This is a genomic window from Capnocytophaga cynodegmi (assembly GCF_002302475.1).
Taxonomy (GTDB): domain Bacteria; phylum Bacteroidota; class Bacteroidia; order Flavobacteriales; family Flavobacteriaceae; genus Capnocytophaga; species Capnocytophaga cynodegmi.
This window is the reverse complement of record NZ_CP022378.1, coordinates 2,007,779-2,022,929: the sequence shown is the minus strand read 5'-3', so window position 1 is coordinate 2,022,929 and position 15,151 is coordinate 2,007,779. Positions and strand designations below refer to the sequence as shown.

Here is a 15,151-nt window from a genome sequence, read left to right as displayed (position 1 = left end):
TTGGAAAAAATAATAAAAGGATTAGAAATTTGGGAAAATTGGAAAGAAGATTATAAAAAATTTGTGCCTCGTTTTATAGAGGAAGCAAAGACTAAATCTCGTTGGCAGGATTGGGATAAAGATGTTTTTTATGAATATTTTGAGAGAAGTAAAGGACAATGCGTTTCATCATTGAAACAAGGCTATTTTAGTAATAAAGAAAAAGAGGAAATAAAACAAAATTGGGAAACTGAAATAGCCCCCATTTTGAAGGAAATAGCAGAAAGCCAAGAAACACTTCGGATAAATTTGTATGGAAATCTTGATAATATAATTAGACAACATACTTCTCAACACAGAAAAGCTGCTGTTAATCGATTAATAGCAGGTTTACAACCTAAAATTCTTTGCACTATTGTTAATCCAAAAGATTTAAATAAAGCGAAAAATTTAATCAATAATTTATTACCAAAAGATAAAAAAATAAAAGATAAAGATTATTTTGAGATTAGTAATAAAGTAATTGAACTAATAAAGAAAATATATCCTAATGATAATATTTATGATTTAGTAACTATACCATGGCAACTATATGAAACATTATCTAATAAACAGATTGTTGAAAACAAGGAAGATATGAATTTAGAAAAGACTCTCAACCTCCTCAAATATAAAAAACAAATCATTTTACAAGGTCCTCCAGGAACAGGAAAAACAAGAGAAGCGAAAGAATTAGCAAAAGCATTACTAAAACTAAAGAAAGAAGAAGATTTAAAAAACAATGACCAATTCCAAATCATACAATTTCACCCGAGTTATTCGTATGAGGATTTTGTGCGTGGGATTGTTGCCAAACCTAACTCAAACGGAGATGGAATAACTTACGAAGCAGAAAATAAAGTTTTGACTGAGTTTGCAGAAAATGCGGAAAAAGATTCAAACAATAACTATGTCCTCATCATCGATGAAATTAACCGTGCCAATCTTTCTTCGGTTTTGGGAGAACTGATTTACGCTTTGGAATATCATGGAGAGGCAGTGGACTCGATGTACGCAGTTGATAGAAGTAATAAAATCACACTTCCTCCGAATCTTTATATTATTGGTACGATGAACACCGCCGACCGCAGTGTGGGACATATCGACTATGCTATCAGAAGGCGTTTTGCGTTTGTGGATATGTTTCCAAAAGATTTGTCGCAGGAGTTGGGCGAACATTTTGCAAAAGATAAATTTATTGCTGTTAGCGAGTTATTTATAAAGGATTTCGATTTAAATAAAGATTATTCAAAAGAACAAATTGTTAAATCCGAACATTTATCAAGCGAATTTGACGCAAAAGATGTTTGGTTAGGTCATTCGTATTTTATCACGAAAGACATTGATATTCAGACGCGTTTGAATTACGAAATCAAACCTATTTTGCGTGAATATGTAAAAGATGGCGTTTTAAAGGAATTGGCTATTAATGAGATAAATAAACTTTAATGTGTGACAATGAAATTCTTTTAAAAGAACATTATTCGGTTAAAATTTATAAGGAAAAACAAGATTTAGATAAAGATGAACATTCTTTGTCTCTGGATTCTTTTGCTCTTTTAGAAAAATACCAACCAAGAAAGATTTTCAACAATACTTCTCCTTTTTTATTTGAGAAAAAAGAGAATTGCTATCATTTACAAGCCAATTATTACATCGGGGCAGATTGGTTGATAGAGGGAGAAAAGTTTGTACAAGTTGAGCCGAAAATCAATCAAAAGCATATTGGAAATTTTGAAAAAAATGTAGATTCAGAAGAAAAAGTATCTATAAATGAGGATGATAATATAAAGGAAATCAATTTCGTAAAAATGTTGCTTGATGTCTATGCTTCTACTATACCGACACACCACACCACCGATTTAGTCAATATTTTTTGGAATGAAAAACCAATACCTATTGAGCAGAAGCAGGATACTTTAACGCCTTTTTTGGTGGTTCAGTTTCTGGGAATTCTGAAAAATATTGTAAGAAAAGGCTTGAAAAAATCGTATTACAAGGTCAGAGAAAATCTGAACAATCGTGTAAAAGGTAAAATTTTAGTCGGTACGCACATCAAACAAAATGTATTGAAAAACCGATTCACTAAAACTTTTTGCGAGTATCAAGTTTTTGGCGAAGACAATTTAGAAAATCAATTTTTGAAAAAAGTTTTTCAGTTTTGTTCTCATTATATAGAGAATTTCAAGGGCTTTCCTAATAAAACAGAGGTCAATCAAATTATTGGTTATTGTCGTCCTGCTTTTGAATTGATTTCGACTGATATTGAGCAAAGTGAGTTAAAAAACATCAAACATAATCCCTTTTTTAAGGAATATAAAGAAGCCATACAAATAGGAAATTTAATCTTAAAACGATTTTCTTATAATATCTCAAGGGCAACACAACAGGAGCAGATAGAAATTCCTCCATTTTGGATAGATATGCCTAAACTTTTTGAGCTGTATGTGTATAAAAAATTGTTGGAAAATGAGGATTTACATTCCAAAATTCATTATCAATTTGGTACACACGGAAATCAATTGGATTTTCTCATTTCCGATGGTGAAAACTCCCTAATTATCGATACCAAATACAAACTAAAATACGATTACGGACATATCCACGAAGATATTCGGCAGGTTTCGGGCTACGCTCGACTCAAAAAAGTACGCGAAAAAATAGGATTTTCGGAAGATAACGATACACACATAGATTGCCTGATTATCTATCCTACCATTAAAAATGGTAACATAGAAATCAATTTTGAAAATAAGAAGAAAATAGAATTATACTATAAAGTTTTCAAGTTGGATATAAAATTACCTACAAATGAAAGCAACGAACTTTAATTCGAAAAATATAAAACTAACTTATAAAAATGCAATTCTCTATACAATCTGATTTTCAGCCTACTGGCGACCAACCTCAAGCCATTAAGCAACTCACGCAAAGCATCGAAAAAGGGGAAAAATATCAGGTCTTACTCGGTGTGACAGGCTCAGGAAAAACCTTTACTGTAGCTAATGTGGTGCAGAATGTACAACGTCCCACGCTTGTTTTGGCTCATAACAAAACCCTTGCTGCTCAATTATATAGCGAATTTAAAGCCTTTTTCCCAAACAATGCGGTGGAATATTTCGTGTCGTATTACGATTATTACCAACCCGAAGCCTACATTCCCACTACGGGAACATACATCGAAAAAGACCTATCCATCAATGAAGAAATCGAAAAATTGCGGCTTAGTGCTACTTCTTCTTTGCTTTCAGGGCGACGCGATGTGTTGGTTGTGGCTTCCGTTTCGTGTCTGTATGGAATCGGGAATCCTATTGAATTTCAGAAGAATGTAATCGCCATAAAGCGAGGCGAAGTACTTCCACGAACCAAATTTATGCATCGCTTGGTGCAAAGTTTGTATGCCCGAACCACTGCCGATTTCATTCACGGAAATTTCCGAGTGAAAGGCGATGTGGTGGACGTTTATCCTGGCTATTCCGATACGCCTTTCCGCATTCATTTCTTTGGAGATGAAATCGAAGAAATTGAGGTTTTCGACCCTCAAACTAACAAAGTATTAGAACGTTACGATAGTTTGAATATCTATCCTGCCAATATGTTCGTAACCTCGCCCGATGTGTTACAAAAAGCCATTTGGGACATTCAGCAGGATTTAACCAAACAAGTAGAATATTTCAAAGAAATTGGTAAACACCTAGAAGCAAAACGTTTGGAAGAACGCACGAATTTCGATTTAGAAATGATTCGCGAGTTGGGATATTGCTCTGGAATTGAGAATTATTCGCGTTATTTGGACGGAAGAGAGCCTGGTTCGCGTCCGTTTTGCTTGTTGGATTATTTCCCTGATGATTTTCTGATGGTCATCGATGAAAGTCACGTAACTATTCCGCAAGTACACGCAATGTACGGAGGCGACCGCAGTCGGAAGGAAAATTTGGTAGAATACGGCTTTCGTTTACCCGCAGCTTTGGATAATCGTCCACTGAAATTTGAGGAATTCGAAGCCCTTCAAAATCAGGTGATTTACGTAAGTGCAACACCTGCCGATTATGAACTTCAAAAAACGCAAGGGGTTTATGTAGAGCAGATTATTCGTCCGACAGGATTGCTCGACCCCGAAATCGAAATTCGTCCGAGTGAAAACCAAATTGACGATTTGGCAGAAGAAATTCAGCTTCGTGTAGAAAAGGACGAACGTGTTTTGGTAACCACTCTCACCAAGCGAATGGCGGAAGAGCTTACTAAATATTTGACCAAAATTGGGGTGCGTTGCCGATACATTCACAGCGATGTGGATACCCTTGAACGAGTTGAAATTATGCAAGATTTACGTCGTGGATTATTTGATGTTTTGGTCGGTGTAAACTTACTTCGTGAAGGTTTGGATTTACCTGAAGTTTCGCTTGTTGCCATTTTAGATGCTGACAAAGAAGGCTTTTTGCGTTCTACACGTTCGCTGACCCAAACGGTGGGACGAGCTGCCCGAAACGTAAACGGAAAAGCCATTATGTATGCCGATAAAATTACTCAAAGTATGCAAGTAACCATTGATGATACCAACTATCGACGTGAAAAACAGATGAATTACAATCTACGTAATGGAATCACTCCCAAGCCATTAAATAAGAAAATCGAAAATACACTTAGCAAAAGTCCGATTACCGAATTTCATTATGACCCTTCGTTTAAAAAAGAAAAAGAGATTCAAACAGAACTTCTTTCACAAAAAGAAATCGAGAAAAAAATCCGAGAAACTCGCAAACTAATGGAAACTGCCGCCAAAGAACTCGACTTTGTCAAAGCCGCTCAATATCGTGACGAGATTAAAAAATTAGAAGAACTAAAATTTTAATTCTTTTGTGTTATTAAGTTTATTTCTATTTTATCGAAAAAAAGAGTATTTTTTCATACTATTTAATTAACTTTTAAACTTTTTTATATCTTTGCCGCGTTAATTTTTCAATTTATTTGTAATGATAAAGAAATTTTTATTTTCGGTTGCAATTTTCTCTACTCTCGCAATCAATGCACAGCAATCTTTCTCTGGACTAAACACCAGTCAGTATGGTGGTATGTACAAAGGCACGACAAATCCTGCAAATTTTGTTGATGGAATGGCCCGATTTGCTATCAATGTTGCCTCAGTTGATGCAAATTTTGGTAACAACAAAATGGGAATAAATTTTGATTTGAAGAAAAGTTTTAACGAATTCACATCACAGGTCTCTTCACACAATGACATCAACGCAAATATCAATCTTGATGTATTAGGACCTTCTTTTTACTTCCACGTGGGAAGAAAAAATGCTTTTGCTTTCACATCAAGAGCACGTGTTTTTATGAACGCAAGAGATATTGATGCTAAGGTACTTGAATCTTTTTTAGTTAATTCAAACGAGCTAAATCTTTCTCCAGCGGGATATTCTTTCAACCTTGACAGACAAAGTATCTCTGCTAATGCTTTCTCTGAATTTGCTTTCACTTGGTCAAGATTATTAGCAAAAACAAGTAATCATTCTTTCAAAGCGGGGCTTACTGCAAAATTTGTAAGGGGAGCTATTAGTACATACGCTGGTTTTTCTGAAATCAACGGAAACATCAAAGCTAAGTTGATTGAAAACAACAATGATGTTATCGTTAACATAGACGTTCAAGGAAACCAAAATGCAGAATTTTTATTATCAAATGGAGGGGTTAATATAACTAAAAACCCAAATTTTAGCGATATTTTAAAACCTCAAGTTTCTGCTTTAGGATTTGACTTAGGTTTTGTATATGAATATCGCAAAGAAGGTTGCCCAAGTTGTACAACAACTCCTTATGACTTAAAATTAGGATTATCTTTTACTGATATCGGTCGTTTAAAATATTCCGTTAGTGATGATTCTCAAAAATATTCTTTGAATGTAGGAAACCACAATATTAACTTGTCTGATATTCAAAAAAGTATGGACGAAAGCGTTTTTGTTTCAAAAACTTCTTTAAAAGGAAGTTCGATTACTTCATCTTTGCCTACATCACTCAGATTAAATGCTGACGTACGCGTTACTGGTCCTATTTTTGTAGATGTATCAGCAAATTTCAATATTACTAATACCAGCAAAGTTTACAACTCCTATTACGCAAGTGGGTTAGTGGTTACTCCACGAGTAGAGTGGAAATACGTTGGATTTTACCTTCCTGTATCAACCGCTGTTGGAATGGGAACAAATGTAGGAACAGCGGTTCGTTTAGGTCCTCTTTTCATTGGTTCAAGAAGTATTGTCAGCAATTTGTTATCCAAAAACGCAAAACAGTTGAATGTATTTGGAGGACTTCAATTTGAAATATAATATTCAAACTTAAATACTTTTTTAAAAACAATGTGCTATTTTAGTGCATTGTTTTTTTGTTGCCCTATCTTTAAACAAAAATCTTGATTATTAAAATAAAAAATTTACCTTTGTAAATATTTACTTATTTTGAATGATGAAACACTTAATATGCTTATTATTAGTTTGTCTTGGCTTTCCAATGTCAGTTTTTTCACAAGATGACTCTGACGATGGAATGATTCAAACAACAACTGAGAAGAAAGAAAAAAAAGGACGAGGTGAGAAATATTTGGAAGACCAGTTTTATGTGGGACTAACATACGACTATTTAATTTCTGAAGCAAGTAATGTTGTTCAACATAGTCTTTCGAGAGGAATTCACGCTGGTTTTCAGAAAGATTTACCGATGAATGAACGAAGAAATATCGGTTTAGCTTTGGGCGTAGGCTATTCCTATGATTTAGTTTATAGCAATATTTTTCGTGAAAACACCTCCGATTCATATCATATCATTAAAAACTTAAACGACCTGAATATCAACAAAAATTATTTTGAAACACATACCCTTGAATTTCCTATTGAATTTCGTTGGCGAACATCAACTGCCCAAAGCCATAAATTCTGGAGAATTTACACAGGAATGCGGTTAGGGTACGTTTTCAGTGCAAAAAGCCTCTACAAAAGAGATGATATTACTATCTATTTTAATAACTCAGACCTTAACAAAAAATGGCATTTTAAAGTCTACTCTGCTTTTGGATACAATACGTGGAACTTTTTCATACAATACAATTTATCTTCCATTCTTAAAGATGCTAAACTGGAAAACAACACTTCTTTAAGATCTTCACTTTTACAAATGGGATTGATTTTTTACATTTTGTAATTCATTGAAAATTAAGCTATGGAAGAAAAAACAACACGTTGGAGGCTAATTCTTGGGCAGGATACAAAAGCGTTGGAGAATGTTTCTCTAAATGAGCAACAATCTGTTATGGATTATGCCTTATCTGCTATTTATGATGAGCATACAACGAAAAATAATGGAAGTAAAAAAGCTGGTTTAGGTTCCTCTGCTCCAAATTTAGCCAAATGGCTGACTGATGTACGTACTTTCTTTCCACAAGATGTGGTCAGTATTATTCAATCCGATGCTATTGAACGTAAAGGACTTACGAAACTTCTGTTTGAACCAGAAACACTTAAAAATGTAAAACCTGATATTTCAATGGTAGGAACCTTAATGGCATTGAAAGGGCAAATTCCTGAAAAATCAAAAGAAACTGCACGTCAGCTCGTTAAAGAAGTTGTTGATGAAATTATGAAACGAATGGAACAAGATTTGCGTCGTGCCGTAACAGGAGCTTTAAACAGGAAAGCTCACTCCCCTATCGCCAATTTTGCTTCTACCGATTGGAAAAAAACAATTAATCGAAACCTTAAAAATTACGACATAAAAACAAAACGCCTAATTCCTGAAAAATTTTACTTCTTCGAGCGAACACAAAAACAGAAAAACTGGACTATCATCTTGGATATTGACCAAAGTGGCTCAATGTCTGATTCAATCATTTACTCTTCAGTAATGGGTTCCATATTTGCAAGTATGCCAACATTAAATACTCACGTAGTTGCTTTCGACACACAAGTTACTGACCTTACTGAACTCTGTAGGCAAGACCCTGTAGATATGCTATTTGGAATACAACTCGGAGGAGGAACAGACATCAACAAATCTGTTACATATTGCCAAACATTGATTGAAAATCCTAAGAAAACGATGTTCATTTTAATTTCAGACTTGTACGAAGGTGGTGTACGGGCTGGTTTGCTCCGACGACTTTCACAAATGTATGAAGAAGGAGTAAAAGTAATGGTACTGTTAGCTCTTTCAGATAGAGGAAAACCTGATTATGACGAAAAATTGGGAAAGGAAATCAGTAAATTAGGTATTCCTTGTTTTGCTTGTACTCCTGACAGATTACCCGAGTTAGTAGAAGCAGCTTTAAAAAATCACAATTTGAAGAAATTTGAAACGTCTTCGAACCAACAGATATAATAAAAAAGGTTTCTGAAATTCAGAAACCTTTTATCTTTATTATCAATTTTTCACTAAATTCCTATCTCAACTTGGAATCGCAAATACCATTCTTTTTGAGAGCTATCAAGTAACATTTTGTTAGTTCTGGTAATTTCCATCTGAGCCTTAAAAGCGTGTTCCCAAATATATTTAGTAACCCCTAATGAAATCTGGTTTCGTTTTGGCATTACATCTTTTATATCATTGATTGGAGAAAGATGGGAATATCTAGAAGCAATTTCCCAATTACTAGGGAAGGCATAACTCAATTGAGCATCAAATCCACGTCCAGCCTCTACAAAAGATTTTGCTCTCAGATCAATCAACGGATTATTTGCTGTTCGTTGCATATAAGAAGCCATAATTGCCCAACCATTATACTTCATCAAACCATCAACCAATACAGATTGTAAATTTCTTTTTTGCTCATTAGCCAACGTATTTCCATTCTGTCCTTGTGTTTTTGTGGCATTGTGGTTATAATGATACGTAGCTCCAAAATAAAGTTTTGGTGTTTCTTCTCTTAAAATATCGCCTTCAAAGTACTCTCCACCTTTTTTAAATTTACCAAGTGGAAGAATCTCAAAACGAGCTGTATAGGCAAGTCCTGTATTTCTACCTATGAAGTCACGTCCTTCACCCATAGTGACAGCCGTTTTAAGGTTATATGAAAATTTATCGTTATGCTGATTTAAGTAATGAGCCTGAAAACCAAAATCTCTATCAATATTAAAAGTAGCGTTATTAATTGAACGATCTGTAAGTTGCAGTGCTCCAGAAGAATTAATTCGTTGACGATTTCCAGGTAATTTGGTTTGCCCAAAACTGAACAACCAATTTTTATTAGGCTTATAGAAAACAATCGCATCACGGATAATGTGATTTCCATTTACATCACGAGGAGCAAAAGAAAGCTGGATGGTATAGCCAAATTTAGGGTCTATAACAAAACCTTCGAATCGTAAACGCAACCTCCTGATATAAGCCTCATAACCTACTTCATCATTCTTATCGACAACAGCATCGAAACGATTTTGCATCCTAAAACGAATATTCATTTGAAATAAGCTATCTGGAGCAGTTATACCCACTCCTTTTTTGAAATCGTAGTAAGGTGTTAATTGCCCTTTATCCTCATTCATTGCATTCTGTGCAAACAAAAAAGAAGAACTTACCATCAACAAACAAAAAAACAATCTCTTCATCTCATTATATTTTTTTAACTCCGCAAAGATAACAAAAAAAACCTATCAATCAATTTATTCTGTTTAGATGCAAAAGTTTATATGATACAAATGCAACGAATAAATCATAAGACATCACTTGCATAATATTCATAAAAAAATGAAAATACAACAATATAAAACGTTAAATTCCTCTATTTGATAAAAAAACAACTATAAAAAGCTTTTTTATAATTATTTTTTACATATATTTGCGTCATAGTTATTATTTTTCTTAAGTGAGCTATATAAAATCATTTGTTTATAGTTCGTAAGAGAGATGGTTATATTTTTGTTGATTTGGGACTGCCTGATTTTTCAGCAGTCTCTTTTTTTATTCTTCTATTTTACAAATAAAAAAGCAAGGTCATAAAAAATATTTTTTATGACCTTGCTTTTATTCTATTTTAAACCAATTACGCTTCCCCTTTTAATCCAAACAGAGGAATGGAATGATGTGAATTTTCGTCAATTATTCCATTGGCTTTCTCGTATCGCTGTATATTTTCAGACAACGCATTCAACAAACGTTTTGCGTGTTGTGGCGTTAAAATAACGCGACTACGAACTCTTGCCTTTGGAATACCAGGCATCACATTTACAAAATCAACGACAAACTCACTCATCGAATGGTTGATAATTGCCAAATTTGAGTATATGCCATCAGCGACTTTTTCATCAAGTTCAATACTCAATTGTCCTTCATTTTCTTTCAAATCACTCATAAGCTATTTTGATTTTTTCTTTTCACCAGCGTTTTCTAATTCTGCTTTTGAGCCCACAAGAATTTTTTCATAACGTTTTAAACCTGTACCTGCAGGAATTCTGTGACCTACAATAACATTCTCTTTCAAGCCATCAAGTGTATCTACTTTTCCGCTTACAGCTGCCTCGTTTAACACTTTTGTAGTTTCTTGGAATGATGCCGCTGAAATGAACGATTTAGTTTGCAAAGAAGCTCTTGTAATACCTTGTAACACAGGTGTTGCCGTTGCAGGAATAACATCACGAGCAATTACCAAATTTTTATCGGCACGTTTAAGTAGTGAATTTTCATCACGTAACTGGCGTAGAGAAACAATTTGTCCAGCTTTCAAATTCTCAGAATCACCAACATCTTCAACAATCTTCTTGCCAAATAACTTATCATTTTCCTCAATGAAATCATCTTTATGAACAAGCTGACCTTCAAGGAATAAAGTATCCCCTGGATCTTGAATTTCAACTTTACGCATCATTTGACGAACGATTACCTCAAAATGCTTATCATTGATTTTTACACCTTGCAAACGATACACTTCTTGAACCTCATTTACCAAATACTGCTGAACAGCTGATGGTCCTTTAATCTTCAGAATATCATCTGGTGTTACAGACCCATCAGAAAGTGGTTTACCAGCACGTACGTAGTCATTCTCCTGTACCAAAATTTGGCTTGAAAGTTTCACTAAATACTTACGCTCTTCTCCCAAACGTGAGGTAACAATAACTTCTTTATTTCCACGTTTAATTTTTCCAAACGAAACTACACCATCAATTTCAGAAACAATCGCTGGATTTGAAGGGTTACGTGCTTCGAAAAGCTCTGTAACTCGAGGTAAACCTCCCGTAATATCCCCAGATTTTGCGGAATTACGCGGAATTTTCACCAACACTTTACCTTCTTCCACCTTACTTGCATTCTCAACCATAATGTGAGCTCCAACTGGTAAAGTATAAGAACGTAATACCTCACCATTCTTATCCAAAATCAATAATGTTGGAACCAATTTTTTATTACGTGATTCCACAATTACTTTTTCTTGGAAGCCTGTTTGCTCATCAATTTCAATCTGATAAGTAACTCCTTGCTCAATACCTTCATAAGCAATTTTTCCAGAGAACTCAGAAATGATTACGGCATTGTACGGATCCCATTGGAAAAGCAAAGTCCCTTTGGTAACTTCTTGTTTATCTTTCACAAAGATACTCGCTCCGTACGGAATATCGTGTGTTTGTAACACCATTCCTGTATTTGGATCAACTACTTTCAATTCAGAAGAACGCACAACTACACTAATTGGATTTCCTTCGTTGTCCTTACCTTTTACGGCACGTAAATCATCTATTTCGAGGATACCACTAAAACGTGCTTCTGCCTTATTTTCTTCAGAAACGTTACCAGCAACCCCTCCTGCGTGGAAAGTACGAAGCGTAAGCTGTGTACCAGGCTCTCCGATAGATTGTGCAGCCACAACTCCGACAGCTTCACCTGTTTGAACCATTTTTCCAGTAGAAAGATTTCGTCCGTAACATTTAGCACAAATTCCGTGTTTAGCCTCACAAGTAAGAGCAGAACGTACTTCAACCATTTCAATAGGAGCCTCATTAATTTTAGCAACTATTTTTTCAGTAATTTCCTCTCCTGACTTAACAAGCAATTCTTCTGTAAGTGGATTATAAACATCGTGAAGCGACACGCGTCCTAAGATACGTTCTCCAAGAGTTTCAACAACTTCCTCATTTTTCTTCAAAGCACGAACTTCTACACCGCGTAATGTTCCACAATCTTCTGTGTTGATGATAACATCTTGTGAAACGTCTACTAAACGACGTGTTAAATATCCCGCATCGGCGGTCTTCAAAGCGGTATCGGCAAGACCTTTACGAGCACCGTGTGTTGAAATGAAATACTCCAAGATTGACAAACCTTCTTTAAAGTTCGACAAAATCGGGTTTTCGATGATTTCTCCCCCACCTACTGTCGATTTTTTAGGTTTTGCCATAAGTCCACGCATACCTGTAAGCTGACGAATTTGCTCTTTTGAACCCCTCGCACCAGAATCTAACATCATATACACAGAGTTAAATCCTTGTTGGTCAGTACTAATACGTTTCATTGCCAACTCTGTAAGCTGAGCATTGGTTGATGTCCAAACATCAATCACCTGATTATAACGCTCATTGTTGGTAATAAGACCCATATTGTAGTTCATCATAATTCCGTCAACCAAACCATTGGCTTCAGCAATCATATCAGCTTTTTCTTTCGGAATAATAATGTCGCCCAAACTGAATGACAATCCTCCTTGGAAAGCAAATTTGTATCCCATATTTTTAATCTTATCCAAGAAATCTGCCGTAACAGGAATGCTTGTAGATTTCAAAATATGTCCGATGATATCACGCAATGACTTTTTAGTCAATACTTCATTGATGTATCCTGCCTCTGCTGGAACCACTTCGTTGAAAAGAACTCTACCCGTAGTGGTTTCCAATACTTTATACACTTTATTGCCTTCTTCATCTAAGTCACGAACACGCACTTTGATAAAGGCATTCAAACTTAATTTTTTCTCGTTGTAAGCAATATTTACTTCCTCCGCTGAGTAGAAAGTCATTCCCTCTCCTTTAATTGGATATTCAGGTATAGAACGTCTTCCTTTGGTCATATAATAAAGCCCCAAAACCATATCTTGTGAAGGTACAGTGATTGGCGAACCATTAGCAGGATTCAAAATATTATGTGATGCCAACATCAAAAGTTGGGCTTCCAAAATAGCCTCTGGTCCCAAAGGCAAATGCACCGCCATCTGGTCACCATCAAAGTCCGCATTAAACGCTGTACACACCAATGGGTGCAACTGAATTGCCTTACCTTCAATCAATTTAGGTTGGAAAGCTTGGATCCCCAAACGGTGCAATGTTGGGGCACGATTCAGAAGAACTGGGTGACCCTTAATCACATTCTCCAAAATATCCCAAACTACAGGTTCTTTTTTATCAATAATTTTTTTGGCAGATTTAACCGTTTTTACAATTCCTCTTTCAATCAACTTACGAATAACGAAAGGCTTGTAAAGCTCAGCCGCCATATTTTTAGGAAGCCCACACTCGTACAATTTCAATTCAGGACCTACAACAATCACCGAACGTGCTGAGTAATCCACACGTTTTCCAAGCAAGTTCTGACGGAAACGTCCTTGTTTCCCTTTTAGGGAATCAGAAAGTGATTTCAACGGACGATTTGATTCAGTTTTTACAGCTGAAGATTTACGCGTATTGTCAAACAACGAATCTACTGACTCTTGTAACATACGTTTTTCGTTACGTAAGATTACCTCTGGAGCTTTGATTTCCATAAGTCGTTTCAAACGATTATTACGGATAATAACACGACGATACAAATCGTTCAAATCGGAAGTAGCAAAACGCCCTCCGTCTAACGGAACTAACGGACGTAATTCAGGCGGAATTACCGGAATCACCTTCATTATCATCCATTCAGGTTTATTTTCACGATTATTTTTCGCTTCACGGAAAGCTTCTACTACTTGTAAACGTTTGAGAGCCTCTGTTTTACGTTGTTTTGAGCTTTCGTTATTCGCTTTGTGACGCAAATCATACGAAAGTTCATCTAAATCTAATCGCTGGAGCAAATCTAACAAACACTCTGCTCCCATTTTTGCCACAAATTTGTTAGGATCGGTATCTTCTAAATACTGATTCTCAACAGGAAGTGACTCCATTATATTAAGATATTCTTCTTCTGTAAGAAAATCCAATGGTTGAATATCCTCTCCATCAGGTCCTTTGGCGATACCTGGCTGGATAACTACGTAACGTTCGTAGTAAATAATCATATCCAACTTTTTAGATGGCAACCCCAATAGGTATCCTATTTTGTTAGGCAATGAGCGGAAATACCAAATATGAGCAATTGGTACTACCAAATTGATGTGGCCTACTCTATCACGACGCACCTTTTTCTCAGTTACTTCCACACCACATCTATCACAAACAATGCCCTTATAACGGATACGTTTGTATTTTCCACAAGCACATTCATAATCCTTTACTGGACCAAAAATACGCTCACAGAATAAACCATCTCGCTCAGGTTTGTGGGTACGATAATTGATGGTTTCGGGTTTGATAACCTCTCCACGAGAAGCCGCTAGAATTGACTCTGGCGAAGCCAATCCGATAGAAATTTTATCGAATTTTGAAACAGTTGTATTTTTATCTCTTGCCATACTATATGGTTGTAAAAATTTTTATTTTATTGTAAAACCTTTAAAAGGTTCTTAATACATTTTATTTTAGAATTTATTGAAAGAATTTCAAATTTTTAAAGTAATTCTTCTTGGATTTTCTTCGGAAGTCCCTTCACTACAAGATTATATGAATTAACAATCCACTTTTTGAGCAAATTATTGGAAATCTTTCCGTTAATATAAACGCTATTCCAGTGCTTTTTATTCATATGCCAACCCGCTGTAACTTCAGGATATTGTTCACGAAGTTCAATGGCTTCCTCTGGGTCACATTTGAGGTTTATAAACTCATATTTTACAATGTTTACCAAACAGAACATTTTTCCTTTGACCGAAAAAACCAATATTTCATCGTCAAACGGGAAGCTTTCTTCTGAAGCTCTAAGTGACAAACAAAATTCACGTAGTTCTTCAATATTCATCAAAAAATCAAATTTTAATAATCCAAGAAACACTCAAAACTCTGCCAAAACAAACATT

10 protein-coding genes are annotated in these 15,151 nt (G+C 35.3%); 6 read left to right on the top strand and 4 right to left on the bottom strand.

Annotated features, from left to right (window positions below; genetic code table 11):
• From CGC48_RS09020 to CGC48_RS08995, 6 genes are all read left to right on the top strand, one after another.
• On the top strand, positions 1-1,467 hold the full coding sequence (locus CGC48_RS09020; protein ID WP_317045455.1) for an McrB family protein: 1,467 nt from the start codon (positions 1-3) through the stop codon (positions 1,465-1,467).
• Positions 1,467-2,849 carry a 5-methylcytosine restriction system specificity protein McrC gene (locus CGC48_RS09015; protein ID WP_098029308.1) on the top strand — a complete coding sequence of 461 codons (1,383 nt, stop codon included), beginning with the start codon at positions 1,467-1,469 and terminating at the stop codon, positions 2,847-2,849. Before CGC48_RS09020 ends, CGC48_RS09015 begins: the two co-directional genes overlap by 1 nt.
• Before the next feature lie 29 nt (positions 2,850-2,878).
• A complete protein-coding gene (gene uvrB, locus CGC48_RS09010) occupies positions 2,879-4,870 on the top strand; it encodes an excinuclease ABC subunit UvrB (RefSeq protein WP_098029307.1) in 1,992 nt (663 codons plus the stop codon).
• Between the two features lie 121 nt (positions 4,871-4,991).
• The gene (locus CGC48_RS09005) at positions 4,992-6,350 is read left to right on the top strand and encodes a DUF5723 family protein (protein WP_098029306.1); all 1,359 of its coding nucleotides are present in this window, start codon (positions 4,992-4,994) and stop codon (positions 6,348-6,350) included.
• Positions 6,351-6,531: 181 nt separating this feature from the next.
• Positions 6,532-7,218 (top strand): outer membrane beta-barrel protein, encoded by a 687-nt coding sequence (locus tag CGC48_RS09000; RefSeq protein ID WP_098029305.1) that lies wholly within the window; start codon positions 6,532-6,534, stop codon positions 7,216-7,218.
• A gap of 18 nt (positions 7,219-7,236) precedes the next feature.
• Positions 7,237-8,391, top strand: coding sequence for a VWA domain-containing protein (locus tag CGC48_RS08995; RefSeq protein ID WP_098029304.1), 1,155 nt, complete (start codon positions 7,237-7,239; stop codon positions 8,389-8,391).
• A 53-nt stretch (positions 8,392-8,444) separates the two neighbouring features.
• On the opposite strand, the gene CGC48_RS08990 is transcribed toward CGC48_RS08995, so the two are convergent.
• The 4 genes from CGC48_RS08990 to CGC48_RS08975 form a co-directional block, all read right to left on the bottom strand.
• Complete coding sequence (locus CGC48_RS08990) at positions 8,445-9,617, bottom strand: porin (protein ID WP_098029303.1); 1,173 nt, start codon at positions 9,615-9,617, stop codon at positions 8,445-8,447.
• 434 nt (positions 9,618-10,051) lie between these two features.
• Positions 10,052-10,360, bottom strand: a complete 309-nt coding sequence (locus CGC48_RS08985; RefSeq protein WP_018280441.1) for a DUF3467 domain-containing protein — start codon at positions 10,358-10,360, stop codon at positions 10,052-10,054.
• Between the two features lie 3 nt (positions 10,361-10,363).
• Positions 10,364-14,650, bottom strand: a complete 4,287-nt coding sequence (gene rpoC / locus CGC48_RS08980) for a DNA-directed RNA polymerase subunit beta' (RefSeq protein ID WP_098029302.1) — start codon at positions 14,648-14,650, stop codon at positions 10,364-10,366.
• A 95-nt stretch (positions 14,651-14,745) separates the two neighbouring features.
• Positions 14,746-15,093 carry an MmcQ/YjbR family DNA-binding protein gene (locus CGC48_RS08975; RefSeq protein ID WP_098029814.1) on the bottom strand — a complete coding sequence of 116 codons (348 nt, stop codon included), beginning with the start codon at positions 15,091-15,093 and terminating at the stop codon, positions 14,746-14,748.
• Between the last annotated feature and the right edge of the window lie 58 nt (positions 15,094-15,151).

Coding starts and splice junctions, on each gene's coding strand:
- CGC48_RS09015 (WP_098029308.1), top strand. CDS start 1,467: ATGTGTGACAATGAAATTCTTTTAAAAGAACATTATTCGGTTAAAATT.
- uvrB (WP_098029307.1), top strand. CDS start 2,879: ATGCAATTCTCTATACAATCTGATTTTCAGCCTACTGGCGACCAACCT.
- CGC48_RS09005 (WP_098029306.1), top strand. CDS start 4,992: ATGATAAAGAAATTTTTATTTTCGGTTGCAATTTTCTCTACTCTCGCA.
- CGC48_RS09000 (WP_098029305.1), top strand. CDS start 6,532: ATGTCAGTTTTTTCACAAGATGACTCTGACGATGGAATGATTCAAACA.
- CGC48_RS08995 (WP_098029304.1), top strand. CDS start 7,237: ATGGAAGAAAAAACAACACGTTGGAGGCTAATTCTTGGGCAGGATACA.
- CGC48_RS08990 (WP_098029303.1), bottom strand. CDS start 9,617: ATGAAGAGATTGTTTTTTTGTTTGTTGATGGTAAGTTCTTCTTTTTTG.
- CGC48_RS08985 (WP_018280441.1), bottom strand. CDS start 10,360: ATGAGTGATTTGAAAGAAAATGAAGGACAATTGAGTATTGAACTTGAT.
- rpoC (WP_098029302.1), bottom strand. CDS start 14,650: ATGGCAAGAGATAAAAATACAACTGTTTCAAAATTCGATAAAATTTCT.
- CGC48_RS08975 (WP_098029814.1), bottom strand. CDS start 15,093: ATGAATATTGAAGAACTACGTGAATTTTGTTTGTCACTTAGAGCTTCA.